The 16544-nt window shown below is 53.7% G+C and carries 14 protein-coding genes; 8 read left to right on the top strand and 6 right to left on the bottom strand.

The window, feature by feature from the left end:
• The 3 genes from E3U44_RS17440 to E3U44_RS17430 all read left to right on the top strand — a co-directional run bounded on the left by E3U44_RS17440 (position 1) and on the right by E3U44_RS17430 (position 5453).
• Complete coding sequence (locus E3U44_RS17440; RefSeq protein WP_134359346.1) at positions 1 to 2916, top strand: Gldg family protein; 2916 nt, start codon at positions 1 to 3, stop codon at positions 2914 to 2916.
• A gap of 12 nt (positions 2917 to 2928) precedes the next feature.
• Positions 2929 to 3921: a DUF4340 domain-containing protein gene (locus tag E3U44_RS17435; protein WP_240761642.1), complete on the top strand. Its 993-nt coding sequence runs from the start codon at positions 2929 to 2931 to the stop codon at positions 3919 to 3921.
• Between the two features lie 104 nt (positions 3922 to 4025).
• Complete coding sequence (locus E3U44_RS17430; RefSeq protein ID WP_134359345.1) at positions 4026 to 5453, top strand: DegQ family serine endoprotease; 1428 nt, start codon at positions 4026 to 4028, stop codon at positions 5451 to 5453.
• A 110-nt stretch (positions 5454 to 5563) separates the two neighbouring features.
• Here E3U44_RS17430 and E3U44_RS17425 read toward each other — a convergent pair whose 3' ends face one another.
• Positions 5564 to 5791, bottom strand: a complete 228-nt coding sequence (locus E3U44_RS17425) for a hypothetical protein (RefSeq protein ID WP_134359344.1) — start codon at positions 5789 to 5791, stop codon at positions 5564 to 5566.
• A gap of 179 nt (positions 5792 to 5970) precedes the next feature.
• Here E3U44_RS17425 and E3U44_RS17420 point away from each other — a divergent pair, with 179 nt between their 5' ends.
• On the top strand, positions 5971 to 7599 hold the full coding sequence (locus E3U44_RS17420; protein WP_134359343.1) for an IS1634 family transposase: 1629 nt from the start codon (positions 5971 to 5973) through the stop codon (positions 7597 to 7599).
• Between the two features lie 181 nt (positions 7600 to 7780).
• On the opposite strand, the gene E3U44_RS17415 is transcribed toward E3U44_RS17420, so the two are convergent.
• Genes E3U44_RS17415 through E3U44_RS17400 form a run of 4 tightly spaced genes read right to left on the bottom strand, consistent with a single transcriptional unit; the run spans position 7781 to position 11262 of the window.
• The gene (locus E3U44_RS17415; RefSeq protein WP_206054836.1) at positions 7781 to 8923 is read right to left on the bottom strand and encodes a sulfotransferase; all 1143 of its coding nucleotides are present in this window, start codon (positions 8921 to 8923) and stop codon (positions 7781 to 7783) included.
• Positions 8924 to 8934: 11 nt separating this feature from the next.
• Entirely contained in the window at positions 8935 to 9642 is a 708-nt protein-coding gene (locus E3U44_RS17410; RefSeq protein ID WP_134359342.1) for a hypothetical protein, read from the bottom strand.
• Positions 9643 to 9663: 21 nt separating this feature from the next.
• Positions 9664 to 9903: a hypothetical protein gene (locus E3U44_RS17405; RefSeq protein WP_134359341.1), complete on the bottom strand. Its 240-nt coding sequence runs from the start codon at positions 9901 to 9903 to the stop codon at positions 9664 to 9666.
• Positions 9904 to 9906: 3 nt separating this feature from the next.
• Entirely contained in the window at positions 9907 to 11262 is a 1356-nt protein-coding gene (locus E3U44_RS17400; RefSeq protein ID WP_134359340.1) for an arylsulfotransferase family protein, read from the bottom strand.
• A gap of 145 nt (positions 11263 to 11407) precedes the next feature.
• Here E3U44_RS17400 and E3U44_RS17395 point away from each other — a divergent pair, with 145 nt between their 5' ends.
• The 3 genes from E3U44_RS17395 to sixA all read left to right on the top strand — a co-directional run bounded on the left by E3U44_RS17395 (position 11408) and on the right by sixA (position 12671).
• Positions 11408 to 11605 (top strand): hypothetical protein, encoded by a 198-nt coding sequence (locus E3U44_RS17395; protein ID WP_134359339.1) that lies wholly within the window; start codon positions 11408 to 11410, stop codon positions 11603 to 11605.
• Between the two features lie 70 nt (positions 11606 to 11675).
• Complete coding sequence (locus E3U44_RS17390) at positions 11676 to 12194, top strand: type 1 glutamine amidotransferase domain-containing protein (protein ID WP_134359338.1); 519 nt, start codon at positions 11676 to 11678, stop codon at positions 12192 to 12194.
• Positions 12195 to 12206: 12 nt separating this feature from the next.
• Entirely contained in the window at positions 12207 to 12671 is a 465-nt protein-coding gene (gene sixA, locus E3U44_RS17385) for a phosphohistidine phosphatase SixA (protein WP_134359337.1), read from the top strand.
• Positions 12672 to 13084: 413 nt separating this feature from the next.
• Here sixA and E3U44_RS17380 read toward each other — a convergent pair whose 3' ends face one another.
• A complete protein-coding gene (locus E3U44_RS17380) occupies positions 13085 to 14194 on the bottom strand; it encodes a DUF2333 family protein (protein WP_134359336.1) in 1110 nt (369 codons plus the stop codon).
• A gap of 416 nt (positions 14195 to 14610) precedes the next feature.
• Between E3U44_RS17380 and E3U44_RS17375 the strand changes: the two genes are divergently transcribed.
• Positions 14611 to 16521, top strand: a complete 1911-nt coding sequence (locus E3U44_RS17375) for a DCC1-like thiol-disulfide oxidoreductase family protein (protein ID WP_134359335.1) — start codon at positions 14611 to 14613, stop codon at positions 16519 to 16521.
• Positions 16522 to 16544: the final 23 nt, after the last annotated feature.

The raw sequence follows: 16544 nt of genomic DNA, 5'->3' as shown, positions 1-16544 counted from the left end.
ATGGGGAATGCACTGAGAATTGCGCGCAAAGAGTTTGCCGGCTTTTTCTCCTCGCCTACCGCCTTTATCTTCCTCGGCGCCTTTCTGGCGGTTACTCTATTCATCTTCTTTTGGGTGGAAACCTTTTTCGCCCGCAATATCGCCGATGTCCGGCCCCTGTTCGAGTGGATGCCGCTATTGCTAATTTTCCTGGTGGCGGCCATCACCATGCGCATGTGGTCTGAGGAACGGCGTGCCGGCACCCTGGAATTTTTGCTCAGCACACCGGTCAAGAGCTACCAATTCGTGCTTGGCAAATTTTTTGCCTGTCTGGCATTGGTGGCCGTGGCGCTGCTGTTGACTCTGCCCCTGCCACTGACCGTGAGCCTTATAGGCCCCCTGGACTGGGGGCCGGTGTTTGGAGGGTACCTGGCCACCTTGTTTCTAGCAGCCGCTTATGCCGCCATCGGGTTATTCGTGAGCGCCCGTTCGCCCAATCAGATCATTAGCCTGATCCTGACGGCGGTGGTCTGCGGCTTTTTTTATTTGCTAGGTTCCGATGCCTTGACTGGGCTGTTTGGCAACCGGGTCTCGGAGTTCCTCAAACTACTAGGCTCCGGTTCACGTTTTGATTCCATTACCCGTGGCGTGATCGATCTACGGGATCTCTATTATTACTTGAGCCTGGTAGGGGTTTTTCTCTCCCTGAATGTTTTCGCATTGGAATGGCTGCGTTGGGCCGGTAACCCGAGCAATACCCACCATCGGCGCTGGGGGTGGGTGACTGGATTATTGGTCGCCAACTTCCTGGCGGCCAATCTGTGGTTGGCGCCCCTGGGGTGGGTCCGCGCCGATGTTACCCAGGGCAACCTCTACTCCATTTCCGAGGCGACCCGAAGCTACCTAGCGCAGTTGCGGGAGCCCATGCTAATTCGCGGCTACTTCAGCGCCCAGACCCATCCGCTGCTAGCGCCACTGGTGCCTCGTCTGCGGGATCTATTGGAAGAGTATGCAGTAGCCGGTGAGGGCCGGGTGCGAGTTGAATTCATTGACCCCCAGGCCTATCCGGAGCTGGAACGGGAGGCCAACGAAAAGTACGGTATTCAACCAGTGCCCTTCCAGTTCGCCAGTAAGTATCAGGCCTCGGTGGTCAATTCCTATTTCAATATTCTGCTTCAATATGGAGATCAGTACGAGGTCTTAGGTTTCCGGGATCTTATTGAAATCAAGGTCCAGAGCGAAACGGATTTGGATGTGGAGCTGCGTAATCCTGAGTACGATATTACCCAGGCCATCAAGAAGGTGCTTTACGCCTATCAAGGGGCCAGCGAACTGTTCGAGAACATCCCCCATCCGGTGAGCTTCAAAGGATATGTCTCGGCGGATGAGAAGTTGCCAGAAGTGCTCCAGTCGCTCCGTCAGGATTTGGAAGTTTTACTCGATGAGCTGCGTGAAGAGTCGGGCGGCAAGCTGACCGTCGATATTCGCGATCCGGATGCCGAAGGGGGCGCATTAGCCGAGCGGATCAGAAGCGAATTCGGTTTTCGCCCTATGGCCGCCAGTCTGCTCGACGCCAATACCTTCTGGTTCTACATGACTCTCGAAGGGGAAGGACGCACCATCCAAGTACCCTTGCCGGAGAACTACGAAAAGGCCGGGCTTGAACGTAGTATTGACGCCGCCCTTAAGCGCTTCTCCCGGGGTTTCCTTAAGACCGTGGCCCTGCATACCCCGCCCTCAGCCCCCTCCTTGCCCCAGTTGGGTATGGGGGGAGGGGGTAAGCGCTTCAACTGGCTGCGGGATACCCTGGCAGAAGAGCACAATGTCATCGCTGCGGATCTGAAAAACGGACAGATACCTTCCGATACCGACCTGCTGCTGCTGGCTGCCCCCGATACCCTGGACGAGAAGCAGCTATTTGCCGTGGACCAGTTCCTGATGCGCGGTGGTACTGTAGTATTGGCGACTGCGCCCTTCGATATCGACACTCAGCAGACGCTTGCCGCCAGCAAACACGATACGGGGCTGAAGGATTGGTTGGCCCATCATGGTCTCCAGCTTGGGGAGCACATGGTACTCGACCCCCAAAACGCAGCCTTCCCGATCCCAGTGGATCGTCAGATTGGAGGTTTCGTGGTGCAGGAGACCCAGCTGGTGGATTATCCCTATTTTATCGATATCCGCAATGACGGCATGGCCCAGAAGGGGGATATCACCGCCGGCCTCAATCAAATCACCATGACTTGGGCTTCCCCCATCACCGTGGATAAGCAGAAGAACCAGGGGCGTCAGGTAATTCGCCTGCTGGAAAGCTCGGATCAATCCTGGACCTCTGATCGCCTCAACATCCAACCTGACTTCCGCGCCCATCCTCAGCTTGGTTTTCCCGTTGGCGAGGAACAGGGCAGGCAGTTGCTGGGGGTGATGGTGGAGGGTCGTTTCGACTCCTTCTTCAAGGATAAACCTTCGCCTCTGACTACGGTGGCAGAAGAGGCGGACACCGGCAATGAGGAGACAGCAGCAGGCGCTGAGGAAAGCGAGCCTGAGAACAAGGAGAAGCCAGAACCGGTGATTACGCGGGTGATTGAGCGTTCACCTGAATCATCGCGTATCCTCCTGTTTGCTTCCAACAGCTTCCTCACCGACGAAATGTTGGATTTGGCCGCCGCCGGGTTGGGCACCCGCTATCTCAAGCCGGTGGAATTGGTGGAAAATGCCATCGACTGGTCCCTGGAAGAGGGTGGTCTGCTTGCCATCCGTGGCCGGGCCCAGTTTTCACGCACCCTTGCGCCCTTGGGCCGGGACGCCCAAGTGTTTTGGGAGTACCTCAATTATGGTCTGGCGCTGCTTGGTCTGCTGCTGGTCTGGCTGATCCGCAGGCAGGTCAACCAACAGGCACGGCGGCGCTATGCTGCGGTGCTGGGTACGACCAAATAAGAGGAGGGGTGAATGAAGATGAAGAAGTGGATTTCCATTTTGGGCGGCCTGCTGCTGGTGCAACTGGTCTTGGCGGTAGCTGTCAACTTGATGGGCGAGGACTACGGGGCCTTTGAACCCCAAGAAAAGCTGCTTGCCTTCGATAAGAAGGAGGTAGACGGGCTGCGCATTGAAGATGACGAGAATAGCCTGGTGCTGCAAAAACGCGATGGCAAATGGCTGCTGCCGGAAAGCGGGGATTTTCCAGCCGATCAGGAGACCGTGGAGCGGCTGTTGGAGAAGCTGGCCACACTGGAAAAGGGCTGGCCGGTGGCCACCACCGGGGGGGCAGCCAAGCGTTTCAAGGTGGACGATGAAGCCTTTGAACGCAGGCTGGCCCTGCTGACTAAGGAGGAGACCCAGGCGGTGCTCTATGTGGGCACCTCGCCAGGATTCCGTAAGGTCCATGTCCGGCCCGAGGGGGAGGACGCGGTCTATGCCGTGGCCTTCAATACTTGGGAGGCCGGTGCCAAGGCCGACGATTGGATCGACAAGGACATCCTCAAGTTGGATGGGGATCAAGTCACTCGTGTGGAGATGTCTGATTTCACTTTGCAACGGAGCGACGACCAGTGGCAGCTGATCGGTCTGAAAGAGCAGGAGGAGACCAATGGAGAAGAGGCCAGCGCCCTGGTAGATAAGCTGACCGGCTTGCGTATCCAGTCTCTGCTAGGCACTGAGGCGAAGCCTTCGTTCCAGCAAGAAGAGCCTGAACTTGAGGTTAAAATGGCCCTAAAAAGTGGCGATACCCTAACCTATCGTTTTTTCAAGCCTGAGGATGAGGCTCATTACGTGTTGAAGCGATCTGATTTGGATCACTACTTCAAGGTCGCTCCATTCGCTGTAGAGCCGATTCAATCGGCTGAACGGGAAAAGTTGGTGCAGACTAAGGCACAGGAAGCGCCGATGAGCGAAGCCTCTGGCGAAGATATCTCTGCTGAGGCGGGGATAGAAACAACAGAATAAAAGAATGATGAAGATCATATAACTATTCAGTCATTCAAAAGATAGAAATTGAATAGCTACAATGATTTTAAACCAGGCATAGAATATCTTTATGGGGAATTAAAATGCACAAATATCGAATAATTCTTTTCCTATGGGTGGCGTTCTTTGCGCTACCCGTGCACGCACTTGAGGGTGACGGTGGTGTTGAGAGCCTGCGTCAGACGGGCAAAGCGTTTGCTGCGGTAGCCCGCCAGGTATCGCCGTCGGTAGTCTTTATCCAGGTGGAAACCACCCAGGAGGGCCGTGCCCCGACGCCCTTTGACGATGAATTCTTCAGGCGTTTTTTCGGCGAGCCCTTCTCGCCCCCTCAGGGCCCTAGGGGAGAGCGCCGCGCTATCAGCCAGGGGTCAGGCTTCGTGTTTTCATCGAAAAAGGGTTTGTTGTCGGACAAGACCTACATTCTCACTAATAACCATGTGGTAGAAGGCGCTGATAAGATCCGAGTCCAGTTCCAGAATGGTCGCGAATTCGATGCTGAAATCGTAGGGACCGATCCTAAATCCGAGATTGCCGTGATTGAGATTGAAGCCGGCGGATTGCCTGCCTTGCAGTGGGGCGATTCTTCTAAGCTCGAGGTGGGCGAATGGGTGGTGGCTCTGGGCAATCCCTTTGGGTTGAGCCATACTCTGACGGTTGGTGTGGTCAGCGCCAAAGGTCGCACCAGTTTAGGCATCAGCGACTACGAAGATTTTATTCAAACGGATGCTGCCATCAATCCAGGCAACTCTGGCGGCCCTCTAGTGAATCTGGACGGAAAAGTGGTGGGCGTCAACACGGCCATCTTTAGCCGTAGTGGCGGTTACATGGGCGTAGGATTCGCCATTCCCAGCAGTTTAGCCCAAATTATTGCCAACCAACTGATTGAAACTGGCGAGGTGGTCCGGGGCTATTTGGGGATCGTGATCCAGCCGTTAACAGGGGAGCTGGCGGAATCCTTTGGCTTGAAACAGTCCCAGGGCATCCTGGTCGCCCAGGTATCCAAGGACTCGCCCGCGGGGAAAGCGGGGCTTAAACAGGGTGACGTCATCATCAGCTACCAGGGCAAACCGGTCAAAGATATCGGTGATTTCCGTAATCGCGTCGCGCTCACCTCGCCTGGCAGCCGCGAAACCCTCACTCTCCTCCGTAACGGCAAGCAACGGGAGGTCAAGGTGACCATTGGCGAACTTAGCAAAACTCAGACGCTCGCCGAGGGTCCTGCCCAGACCGCAGAAGAACTGGGCTTGGCGGTGCAGACCCTGACCCCGGAATTGGCGAGGCAATTTGATGCCAAAGCTGGTGAAGGTGTGGTGGTCACCGGGGTTAAGCCCGCCTCCATCGCCGCCATGGCAGGCATCAGGACTGGCAATGTGATCCTTCAGGTCAACCGTAAGCCAGTCAATAGCGCAGAAGAGTTTGATCGTGCAGTGGAGGAAAGCCGTGACGATAAGCGCGTCTTGCTATTAGTTCGCTCAGGCGATATGCAACGCTACGTCGTTTTGCGCTGGTAGACACTATGCTTCGCACCTGCCTGCGCTGATTTTGAGGGTAAGCGAATCATTGCTCGCCATTGAGTGGCGGGTGCTTGCTCCCCCGTTTCAGCGCGTGGGGGCAATGGGCCTTACACATATAGATTCCCATTTAGATGGAGCTTCATTGGGCTTGGGGTCAGCATGACCAGACCGTCGGCGGCAAGGGTGAGCCGGGACCGGGGGTCCAGGGGACCTACGTAGACCGGTGAATGCCCGTCCCAGAAAGGGGCGGGCTGGATTTGCCCGCCAGCAGGAAAGCCTGGGGTGGCAAGCCGACGTCGAACTTCCAAGGACGGAAGGGCAGCGTGTCTGGTCACGTTTTCCCCAAGCGCCTTAGGTCTCATTTAAACGAGAAATGCTATACCCAAGAGGATGACACCGGTTATTCGCGGCTGAAGCCGCTCCTACAAGAATCTTAAGAGGGGTGTCTCTGCTGTTATCCGACTTTCCGACCCCTCCCTTTGAGAATTTCAAGTTTCAGTGCCATGCTAAGAGCATGAGCACGACTTATGAAACGAAAACGATAGAGCACTTGGGCTTGGTGGCCGGGGTGTTTGATGAGCTCGGCATTGGCGAGTTGCTCGATCAAGTCATTGCTCAAGATTTTGAGCAACGCCAAGTCACCGTAGGGCAAGCCGTCAAAGCGATGGTTCTCAATGGTCTTGGATTTGCGAACCGCCGGCTCTACCTGACGCCCCACTTTTTTCGAAACAAACCCACAGAGAGGTTGATTGGAGAAGGGGTGAGGGCTGAGCAACTCAATGACGACACGTTGGGCAAAGCCCTGGATGCCCTCCATAACGCTGGGGTGAGTGAACTGTATAGCTTGATTGCCGCGCGGGCAGTGAAGCGCTTGGGACTGACCCCCAAGGTGGGGCACCAGGACATCACGAGCTTTCATGTGGATGGGGAATCTAATAGCGATAATCCGCCCTTACCCGAGGCTGGGATCGTGCACATCACTCGAGGATATAGCCGCGACAGTAAACCGGATCTCACTCAGGTGGCACTGGAGCTGATTCATGAGCACCAGGGCTGTCTGCCGGTGGCGATGCAAGTGCTTGATGGGAACCAGAACGATACTCAGACGTTGTGCCGTTCGGTGAACACCCCCATCGAGCAGCTGTGCACTGTAGGTATCGGAACGCTGGTTAAGGATAGCGCGGGGTATAGCGCTCCGGCCTTACAAGCCCATGAGCATGCCCGCCTCAAATGGGTCATGCGTGTTCCGGCCACGCTGACGGAAGTCAAAAAACGTTTGGAGGAAGTCGACCCCCAGGCGTTATCTCCCCTCGTTGAGGGTTATCGATATGCCGCGCTGAGCAGTGAGTATGCCGGCGTGCCGCAGCGTTGGTTACTGATCCATTCTGAAGCAGCTGAGCTACGGGCTGGCAAAACGCTGACCCGGCAACTGATGAAGGCCACGGAAGCCGAACGCAAAGCCTTCGAAAGCCTTTGTCGTCGAGATTTTGTTTGTGAGCCGGATGCCAGAAAGGCTCTGGAGGCCTTCCAAAAGGGGCTGAAGGTGCTGAAGGTCCATGAGGCCAGTGTCACGGAACGTGTGCATTACACTCAGCCTGGGCGACCCCCCAAAGACAGCCCTTCCCAAAGAACCCGTTACCGCCTCCAAGGGAGTCTGGCGGCGCCTGTCGCCTATTACCAAGAACGTCTTACCCGGGCTTCTTTATTCATCCTTGCGACCAATGAGCTCGATAATAAAACCCTCAGTGACCAGGAGATACTCACAACTTACAAGGCGCAGGCGATCGCAGAAAACGGCTTTAAGTTCCTCAAGGATCCCATGTTCCTCGCCTCCACCCTCTTTCTCAAAAAGGTCGAGCGCCTCATGGCGCTTTTGATGGTCATGACGGTTTGCCTCCTGGTTTACTCGGCCCTGGAACGCCGTATCCGTACCACCCTCGCCGCTCATCAGGCCAGCGTGCCCGATCAAAAGGGCAAACCGACCCAGAAGCCGACTACCCGCTGGGTATTTGAACTCTTTTTAGATGTGCATCTACTCTTGATCACCCAAGAGACCACCCAACTCTTGACCATCAATCTCAAAGAAGAACTCAGAACACTGCTGTCCTTGCTCGGCTCGCCTTATCAGGAGGCTTATCCGTGAAAAATCTCAAAGGGGGGTCGGAAAGTCGGTACGAGTCATTAGGGAGCCTTTCAGGATTGAGCCACCACTAACCTTACAGAGGAAATTCAATGCCTTGCAAATGGATAGACAGTCTTTCAGCATCAGCCGCCGATAGCCTTAATCACGCCCAATCGTGCGAACTTGGGAAACGCAGTTTGAATCAGCCAGTTTGCCGCAGGCCGTCAGCAGCAGCCATGTCGTAGCCAAAGTACATGGCCGCTTCGTGGGTTAGGCGGCGGATCATCGCGAGATCCTCGTCGGCTAGGGAGGGTGCGCTGCCGCCGCGTAGCCGTGCGGCCGCGTGTTCGAGCGTGGTTTCGTTGATGGGCAGATGGCAATGGGCGAACAACTTGCGCAACTGCTCGCGTGGCGCCGCGCAGAGGTCTTCGTGGCGCACGATGAGCGCCGCCTCGCGCAGTGCCGGCGTGGCGTCGAGGCGTTGCGCGATGTACAGATGCACGTCGCTCCAGAGCCGCGCGAAGCCTTCAACCTCGCGGCCTTCGATCCAGTCCTGTAGGATTGCTGACGCTTGCGAGTCCTCGCCGATGTGAATCGGACGGCGATCGAGCCCGAACTCGTAGTGACCAACGCGCTGCATGTAGCGCAGCGCGCGCGGGTTTTTGCAGTGCAGAGCGTGGAAGTGCTGGTGCTGGCGCATCAGCGAGGCAATATGTGCGGCCGGTTCGCGCACCGGGATCACGAAGTGTGCATCTGGGAACAGTTTCAGCAGGTATTCGAGCCGTGTGACGTTGTAATTGCCTTTTGCGAGGTAGCGTGTGCTATGGCGCAGCCACAGTATCTTGCGAATGTGGTTGCGGTAGAAGCGCTCGAAAGCCGGTGCCTCAATGTGGGCATTGAGCACGTTGCTGCGCAGCGGGTTGTGGAGTTCCGGAAAGAACGCCATCCACACCGGTTCCTCGATGGCCTCGGGGCTGTCCGGCGTTACTGTGATGCCGTCGCCGTGTGCACGCTCGACCTTGACCTCGTCGACGCGGCGCGAGCGGTCGAGGAACCAGCTCCAGAAGTACGGCGTTAGCACAAGGGGGAAGTCCTTGTAAGCATGGGTCGCGCAGTCCGGGTGTCTGGCCAAGATTTCGAGCAGGATCGTGCTGCCCGAACGGGCAAGGCCGCTGATATAAATCGGCGCCTGTACCTGGGTCGAGGCGATGCGGTCTTCGAGTACCGACGTTTCGAAGTTGCCGGCGCGGATCCAGAAGCCGGGGCGTTTATGGGCCAGGTAGCCGAGCCAGTCCATCCAACCGGGGACTTCGAACGGCGATTTCGTGCGGGTCTTGTCTCTCATGGGAGGGTCCCCTATTGGATGCGAAAACCCAACTTGAGGCCGAGCGCGCCGATAAATATCGACATAAGGACGCTAAATTCCCAGCCGCGCATCCAGTCCGGTCCAAAGCCGAGATATTCCTTCTGTGGCAGTACGAACTCGACGCTCTCGACCGGCAGATCTGGCGGTAGGTAGCCGACCGGGTTGCCGAGCAGCACGTTCCACCACTGGCGCTTGTGTAGCACTGGGACCGGCGCTGTCATTGGGTGGTTTGCGAGTCGGGTACCGGACTCGTCGGTGATTAATACGTGTGCGGCGCTGTTGCTAGCGAGCCATTCGGCCCGGAAGCCTTCAGGCGTGGTGCGGCCCTCAACTTTCTCGCCTGGTTCCGGCCAATGGTGGGCGTAGCTCGTGCTCATCCATGCGAGCAGGAACAGCACCGGCAGCATCGCAATCAGCGCCGGGATCGCCACGATTCCGACTTGCTTGAAGGCCAGGCCGAGCATGCGCTTTATCATCGGCGCGGCTTCGGCAAATTCGCCTTCAAAGCGATTCAACGCCTGCCGCGCTTCGGCCAGCTCGCACTTGTTCTGCGTAATGCGCTGCTGCGGCGACAGCAGCCAATACAGGCCCATCGAGGCAGCGCCGCCGGCCAGCCCCCACAGCCATAGGCGCCAAGCCGGCGGCAGCAGGCCGTCGATCGCGTCGAACAACGGCGCAGGCAAGTCGAACAGGCCCATCGGGTCAGGTTCAGCCTGCGCTCACGGGGTGCGCTTATCGCTGGCCTCGCGCTCGGCGGCCTTGCGCTTCATCATTTTGCGGATTGGCCACAGGACAATAAACCCGACGGCGGCGGCGATCGCCGCGACCAGTGCCCACAGAGCGCCGAGCAGGCTCAACCCGGCACCGGGGCCAACGTAGGCCTGTGCCGGTACAGCAATGATACTTAGCACTGCGGCAAGCAGCGTGCGACGAACGATATGTTTGATATTTGTTTTCATGACTTATTCTCCTGCGGAAGTTTTCAAAGTGTGGCGGAAATCCTCATCAAGGCTCGCCGGGTCGAGGCGGTGGCCCCAGGAGACGATGGGCAGATAGGCGTTCTGGTCGCCGCCGCGAACCGGGTTGATGAATTCCCAGACGATGCGCCCGTCTGGTGTGACCTCGAAGATGCGGCCGCGTTGATCCTCGGTGATCAGCGTATTGCCGTTGGCGAGTCGTTCCTGGCCGCCGCGAATGATGCTGTGGAAGGGCTTGTCCGGGGTGCCGCTGTAGCGCCAGCTGACCTCATAGGTCTTCGGATCGAATTCGAACACCTGGCTGCGTCCGCCGGGACCGAAATGACCATTGTTGTCGTATAGGAGGATATGGCCGTTCGGCAGTAAGTCCGGATCGTGCTGGCCTATCCAGTGGCCGCGAATCGCCCACCGCAGCTTGCGCGTGTCGAGGTCGATGAGTATCAGCACGCCCGGTTCCCGCGTTGACACCAGGACCTCGCCCTCTTTGGCGAAGTCAAAGTGCTGTGCGTTCTCGGCGGTGACATATTCGACATCGTTGCTATGCAAGAAGTCGCTGTTACACTCCATCGTATCCATCCAGTAGCAGGGTAAGACTGCAAGCATGCCGCGGTATTGGGAGTTCACAAAAGTTTCGAGCAGTGGAATCCTGCGAAGTTCTTCGCCGTCCGGCGACAGCTCGACCAGATCGTCGTCAATGCGCGGCGGGCTCAGGTTCGGGGCGTTCTCGATTTCATGCTGTTTGATCTCGTGGGTCAGGGTGAAGATGCGGCCGTCTGGGGCGACGTCAAGATCATGGTGCACGCGCTGGAGGTATTTCCAGATTAGCTTGGAGTTGCGATCGATCTTAATCAGGCCATAGCCGTGGGGCGTGTCGCCGACGCCGTCGTAGATCGCGAGCAGATCCCCATTCGGATATAGCCAGGTCCGTCGGAAATAGGTATTGCGGTCGTCTACCGGGTCGCTGATTGCCGAGCTTTCGTCCCAGACCTGACTATAGGGCATGGACCACTCGTGTAGCACCTTGCCCTGCATGTCAATCAGGAAGGCCTTCTGGGTATGGCCGGAGGAGTAGAGTGTGTAGCCCTCCTGGGCAGCACCCCGTTCGTAGGCTGTGACGCCGCGCGCGTCGTCGCGTGCCTTGGCCCAGAGGTCGGTCTTGAACGGGTCGAGATAGCCGGTCTTCTTATTAAATAGCGCAATGCCAGCAAAGTAGGCGTTACGGAAAACTTCGTACGGAAACTGCTTGTCAAGGATCACGAAGCTGCCGGCGCAGAAGGCCAGAAAGGCTACGCCCACCATGCCCAGGATCCGGAATACTACATCGCCGATGCGGTTAGACATTCGCCATTCTCCTTAAATGCGGGAGAGGGTATAAAGCTGGGTACCGACGGGTGTTGGGCCAGCTGCTAAAGTGCCCGCAGTATTTGAATCAAAAAATAGACGAAAAATAGACGAATTGAACGCCCCGCCCGGTGCACTATCATATTTGTATAAGTATCTCAGTAAAAGTTTTGAAGTATTCCGGGAGCGAGCCGATGGCGTGGAGCCAGAGGACAGGGAAGTCCCCGCACCGATTGCCGGGAGCAAATCGGGACATCCGGAGGAGGCCCCTCAGGGGGCGCGCATCAAACCTTTTTTCAGGGAAGAAAAACGGGTTTGCGGAACATCACCGGCTCGCTCCTAAAACACCTCATATCTTATTCATAGATACTTAGTCTGCTCTAGCTAAAGCTAGGAAGGGAAGGAGAATCGTAATGAAAGCTCTAATTATCAGCGCCGATGGCTTTGAGGATAGCGAGCTACAAGTGCCTTACCAGCAGCTTACCCAGGAAGATATTGCAACCGATGTGGCTTCTTTGCAACGGGGCATGCTTCAGGGCAAGCATGGGGATGTAGTGGAAGCGAGTCTGAGTGTCGAGGAGGTGGACTCTGGGGCTTACGACCTGCTGATTCTACCAGGTGGGCGAGCTCCGGCGCAGCTGCGAAAGGAAAAGACCGTGCTTGATCTGGTCCGTCGCTTCGTGCAAGCTGACAAGCTGGTCGCTGCCATATGTCACGGCCCGCAGATACTCATCTCTGCCCAGCTCATGGAGGGCAGGAAGGCAACCTGTTACCGGTCGGTAGCCACAGAAATGAAGCAGGCAGGTGCCTACTATGTGGATGAGGAGGTTGTGGTCGACGGCAATCTGATTACTTCCCGCCAACCTTCCGATCTTCCCGCATTTATGGAGAAAATCATAAAAAACCTCCACTCACGAGGAATTGTGACTTAAAGAGTAGCAAATATGAAACTTTATCTGGTGCAGCATGGCGAGGCCTATCCAAAAGAAGCCAACCCTGATCGGCCCTTAACCGATCAAGGTAAAGAGGATATTGATTGGCTGGCCGCATTTCTTAAGCAGGCAGATATTCGAGTGGATAGGGTGATTCACAGTGGCAAGCTCCGTGCCCTCCAGAGTGCAGAGTGCTTGGCGAAAGCGATCGCACCGGGGGTAGAGCTGGAAACCAGCGGTCTCATCAATCCAAATGCAAACCCTAAAGTGTTTGATTGGCAAAGCGAAAGCTGGGATAGGGATACGCTCATCGTTGGCCATCTGCCGTTTATGGCCAAACTGGTTTCCCATTTAGTTATCCAAGACGAAACGCGGCTCATCACTGCCTACCGGCCGGGGACTGCGGTCTGCCTGGAACTCAATAATGATGCACACTGGCAGATTAACTGGATGATCAGGCCCGAATTGCTCAGATAAAGGCAAATCAGAAACAATCCATGCCGTGGCCAACGTAGGAATGGATCCACCCCATGCACTAGGGCCAGGTCGGTAATTACCTGGCCTATGTCGGGAGCTTGCTCACGCCAGCGTTTGGCCGTCGCCACCCGAGGAGGTTGATAGAAAGTCTACTGAATTTCAACGATACCGAAATCTCTAAACGTATTCCCATGAGATTCAGCAAAACCGCAGGTGCCTACCAGGGTATTCGTTTTCATACCATTTCCAAGTCTAGTCTACATAAGAAGATGAATGGTGGTGATAGGTCGAGGCCTTCGAGCCGGTAGACAAGCCTAGGGTAGCGCCTGGTAGAATGGTTCCCCAGTGGTTCCCCTGGCGCTACCTCCTATTTCTGATTCTGAGAAAAAACTGCGTTAGAGGAGGGCTTCCCCTTAACCTTGCCGTAATAGATCCCGCAGGTCGATAATAGCAGCGTTAGCCGCGGCTAAATAGGAGGCCATGACCAGGGAGTGGTTGGCCAGCGTGCCGAAGCCGTCGCCGTTGAGTATCAGCGGACTCCAGATCGTTTCCTGGGAATTTTCTAGCCCGCGAATGACCTGCTCTAGACTGACCTCGGCGTTCTTATTTTGCAGGATAGGCTCGAAGTCCATACGCAGGGCCCGGAGAAAGTGGCCGAGGGCCCAGGCGGTACCGCGGGCTTCGTAAAAGACATCATCAATCTTCCACCAAGAGGTCTTAACCCGGATCTCCCGGGGCTCGGGCTTGGCTGAACGGCCTCGCGGCTCCCCTGCCAGGTTAACATTGAGTTGGGTATGGCCCACGGCAGAGGCTAGACGCTGGACTGTATCGCCTAGGCGTTTTTCTACCACTTCCAGGTAGGAACTTAGGTTATCCGCACGAACAAAAAACTGGCCGTCGGCCCTATTGTTGTCTGAGAGGCGTTTCTCATAATCGAGCAAGGCTTTAATGCCCTTTCGATATTGGCCTTCCGAGGAGGGGACTATCCAAGCCTCCGAGTCGAAGTTAAACTGGGGATCGGCAACCTGTAAGTCCTTATCCTCAATGGACTGGGTTTGGGAACGGGAAAAATCGTTGCGCATAGCGCGCACAAAATCCCGTAACTGGACTAATACCCCGAATTCCCAATTGGGGATATTATCCAGGTAGACCCCTGGGGGGAGTCTATCGTTGCTAAGATACCCTCCGGGCTTCTCCAGCAGGGTTTTGGCAACGAAAATAGCCGCAGCGGTGGAAGTAAGACCGGCAGGTAAGTTTTTCCGCTTGCTCTGAGGCAGTTCTATTTCTTCAGCAACTTCTTGGGTGCTGGCGCGAATGTCGAACCTGTCCGGTTCCAAAGACCACCAAATACCCAAAATCACGACGGCGACGACATAGGTGCCTAAGGCCAGGCCTATAGACCAGAGAATACCCTTTTCCTTCCAGGTCCGAGGGTGGTACAGCCAGGCTAGACGGCGAACGCTGTCCTTTGACGTGCGTGCAATATCCTTTGAAGTGCGTGCAATAGAAGAAGTAACACTCATAGCCCTATCCTTAAACATAATTATTCTTTATATTTTAGACTAACTTTACTAATTGCGTGAAAACAATATTATTGCTTGTCATGCAATATATCAAAACTTAAGATACGTTTTTAAATAAGAAAGGGTCGCCCTGAAGGGATTTGGCCATAGTGGAAAGGCAATAATTTTTTTATCCTTTAGGGCAGTTAATTGTAGAATGATCAGGATTCGCTCATAGCTTTGACCAAAGCTAGGTGGTGCTCAAAACGACTGCCATCTGGATTTCACCGCCCTACATGGTTATTTTCGGGTTTCACCCCCATATTTAATCATTCTAGAAATACTGATACCTAAAGCTCGCGCAAAGCAGTGCTTTTTGCGAGCCCTCTGGTAGTTTTCGCTTTAGATAAGGATTAAGCGAGGTTAGTATAAAGTTGATGTACCGTAAGATCCTGAGCTTTGTCAAAATAGGGCTCAATAAACAGGTTCCGGCGTTAGGGCTTGGTGTTTTTCGTATCTTTTTGGGTTTGATTATTTTTCAAGAAGTTGTTTTTCTCTATTATTTTCGTCATCTGATTTTTGATCCCATTCCTTTTCTTGATGTTGCCTCACCCTCGATTCATTTTTTTTTGATTCTATGGGGCTCTAATGCTCTTTTTCTAACTGTGGGTTACCATACCCGCTTTGCTGCTGTAGTTAATTATTTTTTCTGGGTGATCTTTACCACTTTTACTCCCATGTGGCAGGATTTTGATGGTGGTTTCGATCAATTCATGATTGGCTCGAGTTTTCTCCTTATCTTTTTACCGACAGAAAGGGCATTATCTTTAGATAATCTCAAGCTCAAACTTAAGTTTTCAGGGCTAGGATTACGTTATCATCCTCCTGGTACTGTTTCTGTCCTTAGCTACTATCTTCCCCTCGCTATCTCCTTGGGACTACTTTACTTTGACTCAGCTACTCATAAATTGTTTGCGGAACACTGGCGCAATGGGTTAGGAGGATGGTTGCCCTCAACGATGCCCTATTATATTTCCGCGATCGATATGACGTGGATGTTAAATAATGAAATTTTGCAAAAATTTATCGGCTATTCGATTATAGTTTTTCAATTTATTTTTATTTTTATTTTTTATTTTCGCCCTTTTCGTGTTCCTTTGATGATGATGGGAGCTGTTTTTCATAGTGGCATTATTTTGTCACTCAATATTTATCCTTTCGGCTTTGGAATGCTGATCTATTATTTTTTAATGGTTCCTTTCTCCTGGTGGCGAAAGCTAAAGGAATCCTTGCAGCGTAAAGCGCCAGCACTGACAGTTTTTTACGATCAACAATGTCCTCTTTGCAATCGTACAAGAATTATCGTCGAACATTTCGATGTTTTTAAAGCAATTGAATTTAAGGGGTTGCAAGATCATGCTAGGCAGTATCCTGAACTCAATAACATTTCTGACGATCAACTGCTAGAAGATCTCTATGCTCTTGATCAGAATAATTGTCTATATGCAGGTATCGATACCTACATCCAAATTCTTTTAAAAATGAAATACACTGCTTTCTTGGGTGTCATGATAAGAATTCCTGGAATCTATCATATTGGGAGACAAATATATCGGAGAATTGCAGATCAACGTGCCCGTTTGACTTGTGATGAGAACTGTCTTATTTCAACGGAAAATAACTCACAAGAAGAGTGTACCTTTAGAAACATTTATGAGCATTATGCCGGGACGTTGGAACAACGATCTAGGCGCATTGCTAAATTTTTAGTCGTGGTTATCGTGCTACAGTTAAATAGTACGATTCACTATGGAATATTTTATCGTCTTGATAATCTTGGAAAAGAAAATGAGGTTGGCCAGGTTCTAAAACAGATAAGCAACGGAATATTGTCCCTTTCTCATGTCTTTTTGGGGATAACCCCACATGCCCTTTATTTGCACGATCATCTCCACGGCTACAACCATATTTTGGCGCTTACCTATAAAGATAGCCATGGCCAGGAGCGATGGCTTCCATTTGTTAATGGGGAAGGGCGGCTAATCGCTCCGAATTGGGGAAGGGTTCAATCTATGTGGGCTAATATTGCTGTAACGCCTAATATAGAGCAGAAGTACCTTTATAAATTTATTGAAAAAGTAACCGCCTTTTGGGGGGTGAAAGTAGGACTTAATCTGCAGGATGCAGAATTTATTATAAAGATGAAAGAGGTAGAAGTTCCTGTGCATTGGCAAAAAGATGTGCGTAATCGCAATTTAAAGCAGCCCTGGGTGGATATTGGAAAAGTAGTTTGGAAAGAGGGATCGTTTCATATAGAAATAGCTGATATTGACCTTGAAACGTTATAAAAATGTAGCAGTTAATTGCTTGT

The organism is Nitrosococcus wardiae (assembly GCF_004421105.1).
GTDB lineage: Bacteria > Pseudomonadota > Gammaproteobacteria > Nitrosococcales > Nitrosococcaceae > Nitrosococcus > Nitrosococcus wardiae.
Note: the sequence above shows the minus strand (reverse complement) of the source record. Positions and strands in the feature narration are given on the sequence as shown.

Excerpts from the sequence above, each read along its gene's own strand:
- E3U44_RS17440 (WP_134359346.1), top strand. The coding sequence starts at position 1 with ATGGGGAATGCACTGAGAATTGCGCGCAAAGAGTTTGCCGGCTTTTTC.
- E3U44_RS17435 (WP_240761642.1), top strand. The coding sequence starts at position 2,929 with ATGAAGATGAAGAAGTGGATTTCCATTTTGGGCGGCCTGCTGCTGGTG.
- E3U44_RS17430 (WP_134359345.1), top strand. The coding sequence starts at position 4,026 with ATGCACAAATATCGAATAATTCTTTTCCTATGGGTGGCGTTCTTTGCG.
- E3U44_RS17420 (WP_134359343.1), top strand. The coding sequence starts at position 5,971 with ATGAGCACGACTTATGAAACGAAAACGATAGAGCACTTGGGCTTGGTG.
- E3U44_RS17415 (WP_206054836.1), bottom strand. The coding sequence starts at position 8,923 with ATGAGAGACAAGACCCGCACGAAATCGCCGTTCGAAGTCCCCGGTTGG.
- E3U44_RS17410 (WP_134359342.1), bottom strand. The coding sequence starts at position 9,642 with ATGGGCCTGTTCGACTTGCCTGCGCCGTTGTTCGACGCGATCGACGGC.
- E3U44_RS17405 (WP_134359341.1), bottom strand. The coding sequence starts at position 9,903 with ATGAAAACAAATATCAAACATATCGTTCGTCGCACGCTGCTTGCCGCA.
- E3U44_RS17400 (WP_134359340.1), bottom strand. The coding sequence starts at position 11,262 with ATGTCTAACCGCATCGGCGATGTAGTATTCCGGATCCTGGGCATGGTG.
- E3U44_RS17390 (WP_134359338.1), top strand. The coding sequence starts at position 11,676 with ATGAAAGCTCTAATTATCAGCGCCGATGGCTTTGAGGATAGCGAGCTA.
- sixA (WP_134359337.1), top strand. The coding sequence starts at position 12,207 with ATGAAACTTTATCTGGTGCAGCATGGCGAGGCCTATCCAAAAGAAGCC.
- E3U44_RS17380 (WP_134359336.1), bottom strand. The coding sequence starts at position 14,194 with ATGAGTGTTACTTCTTCTATTGCACGCACTTCAAAGGATATTGCACGC.
- E3U44_RS17375 (WP_134359335.1), top strand. The coding sequence starts at position 14,611 with ATGTACCGTAAGATCCTGAGCTTTGTCAAAATAGGGCTCAATAAACAG.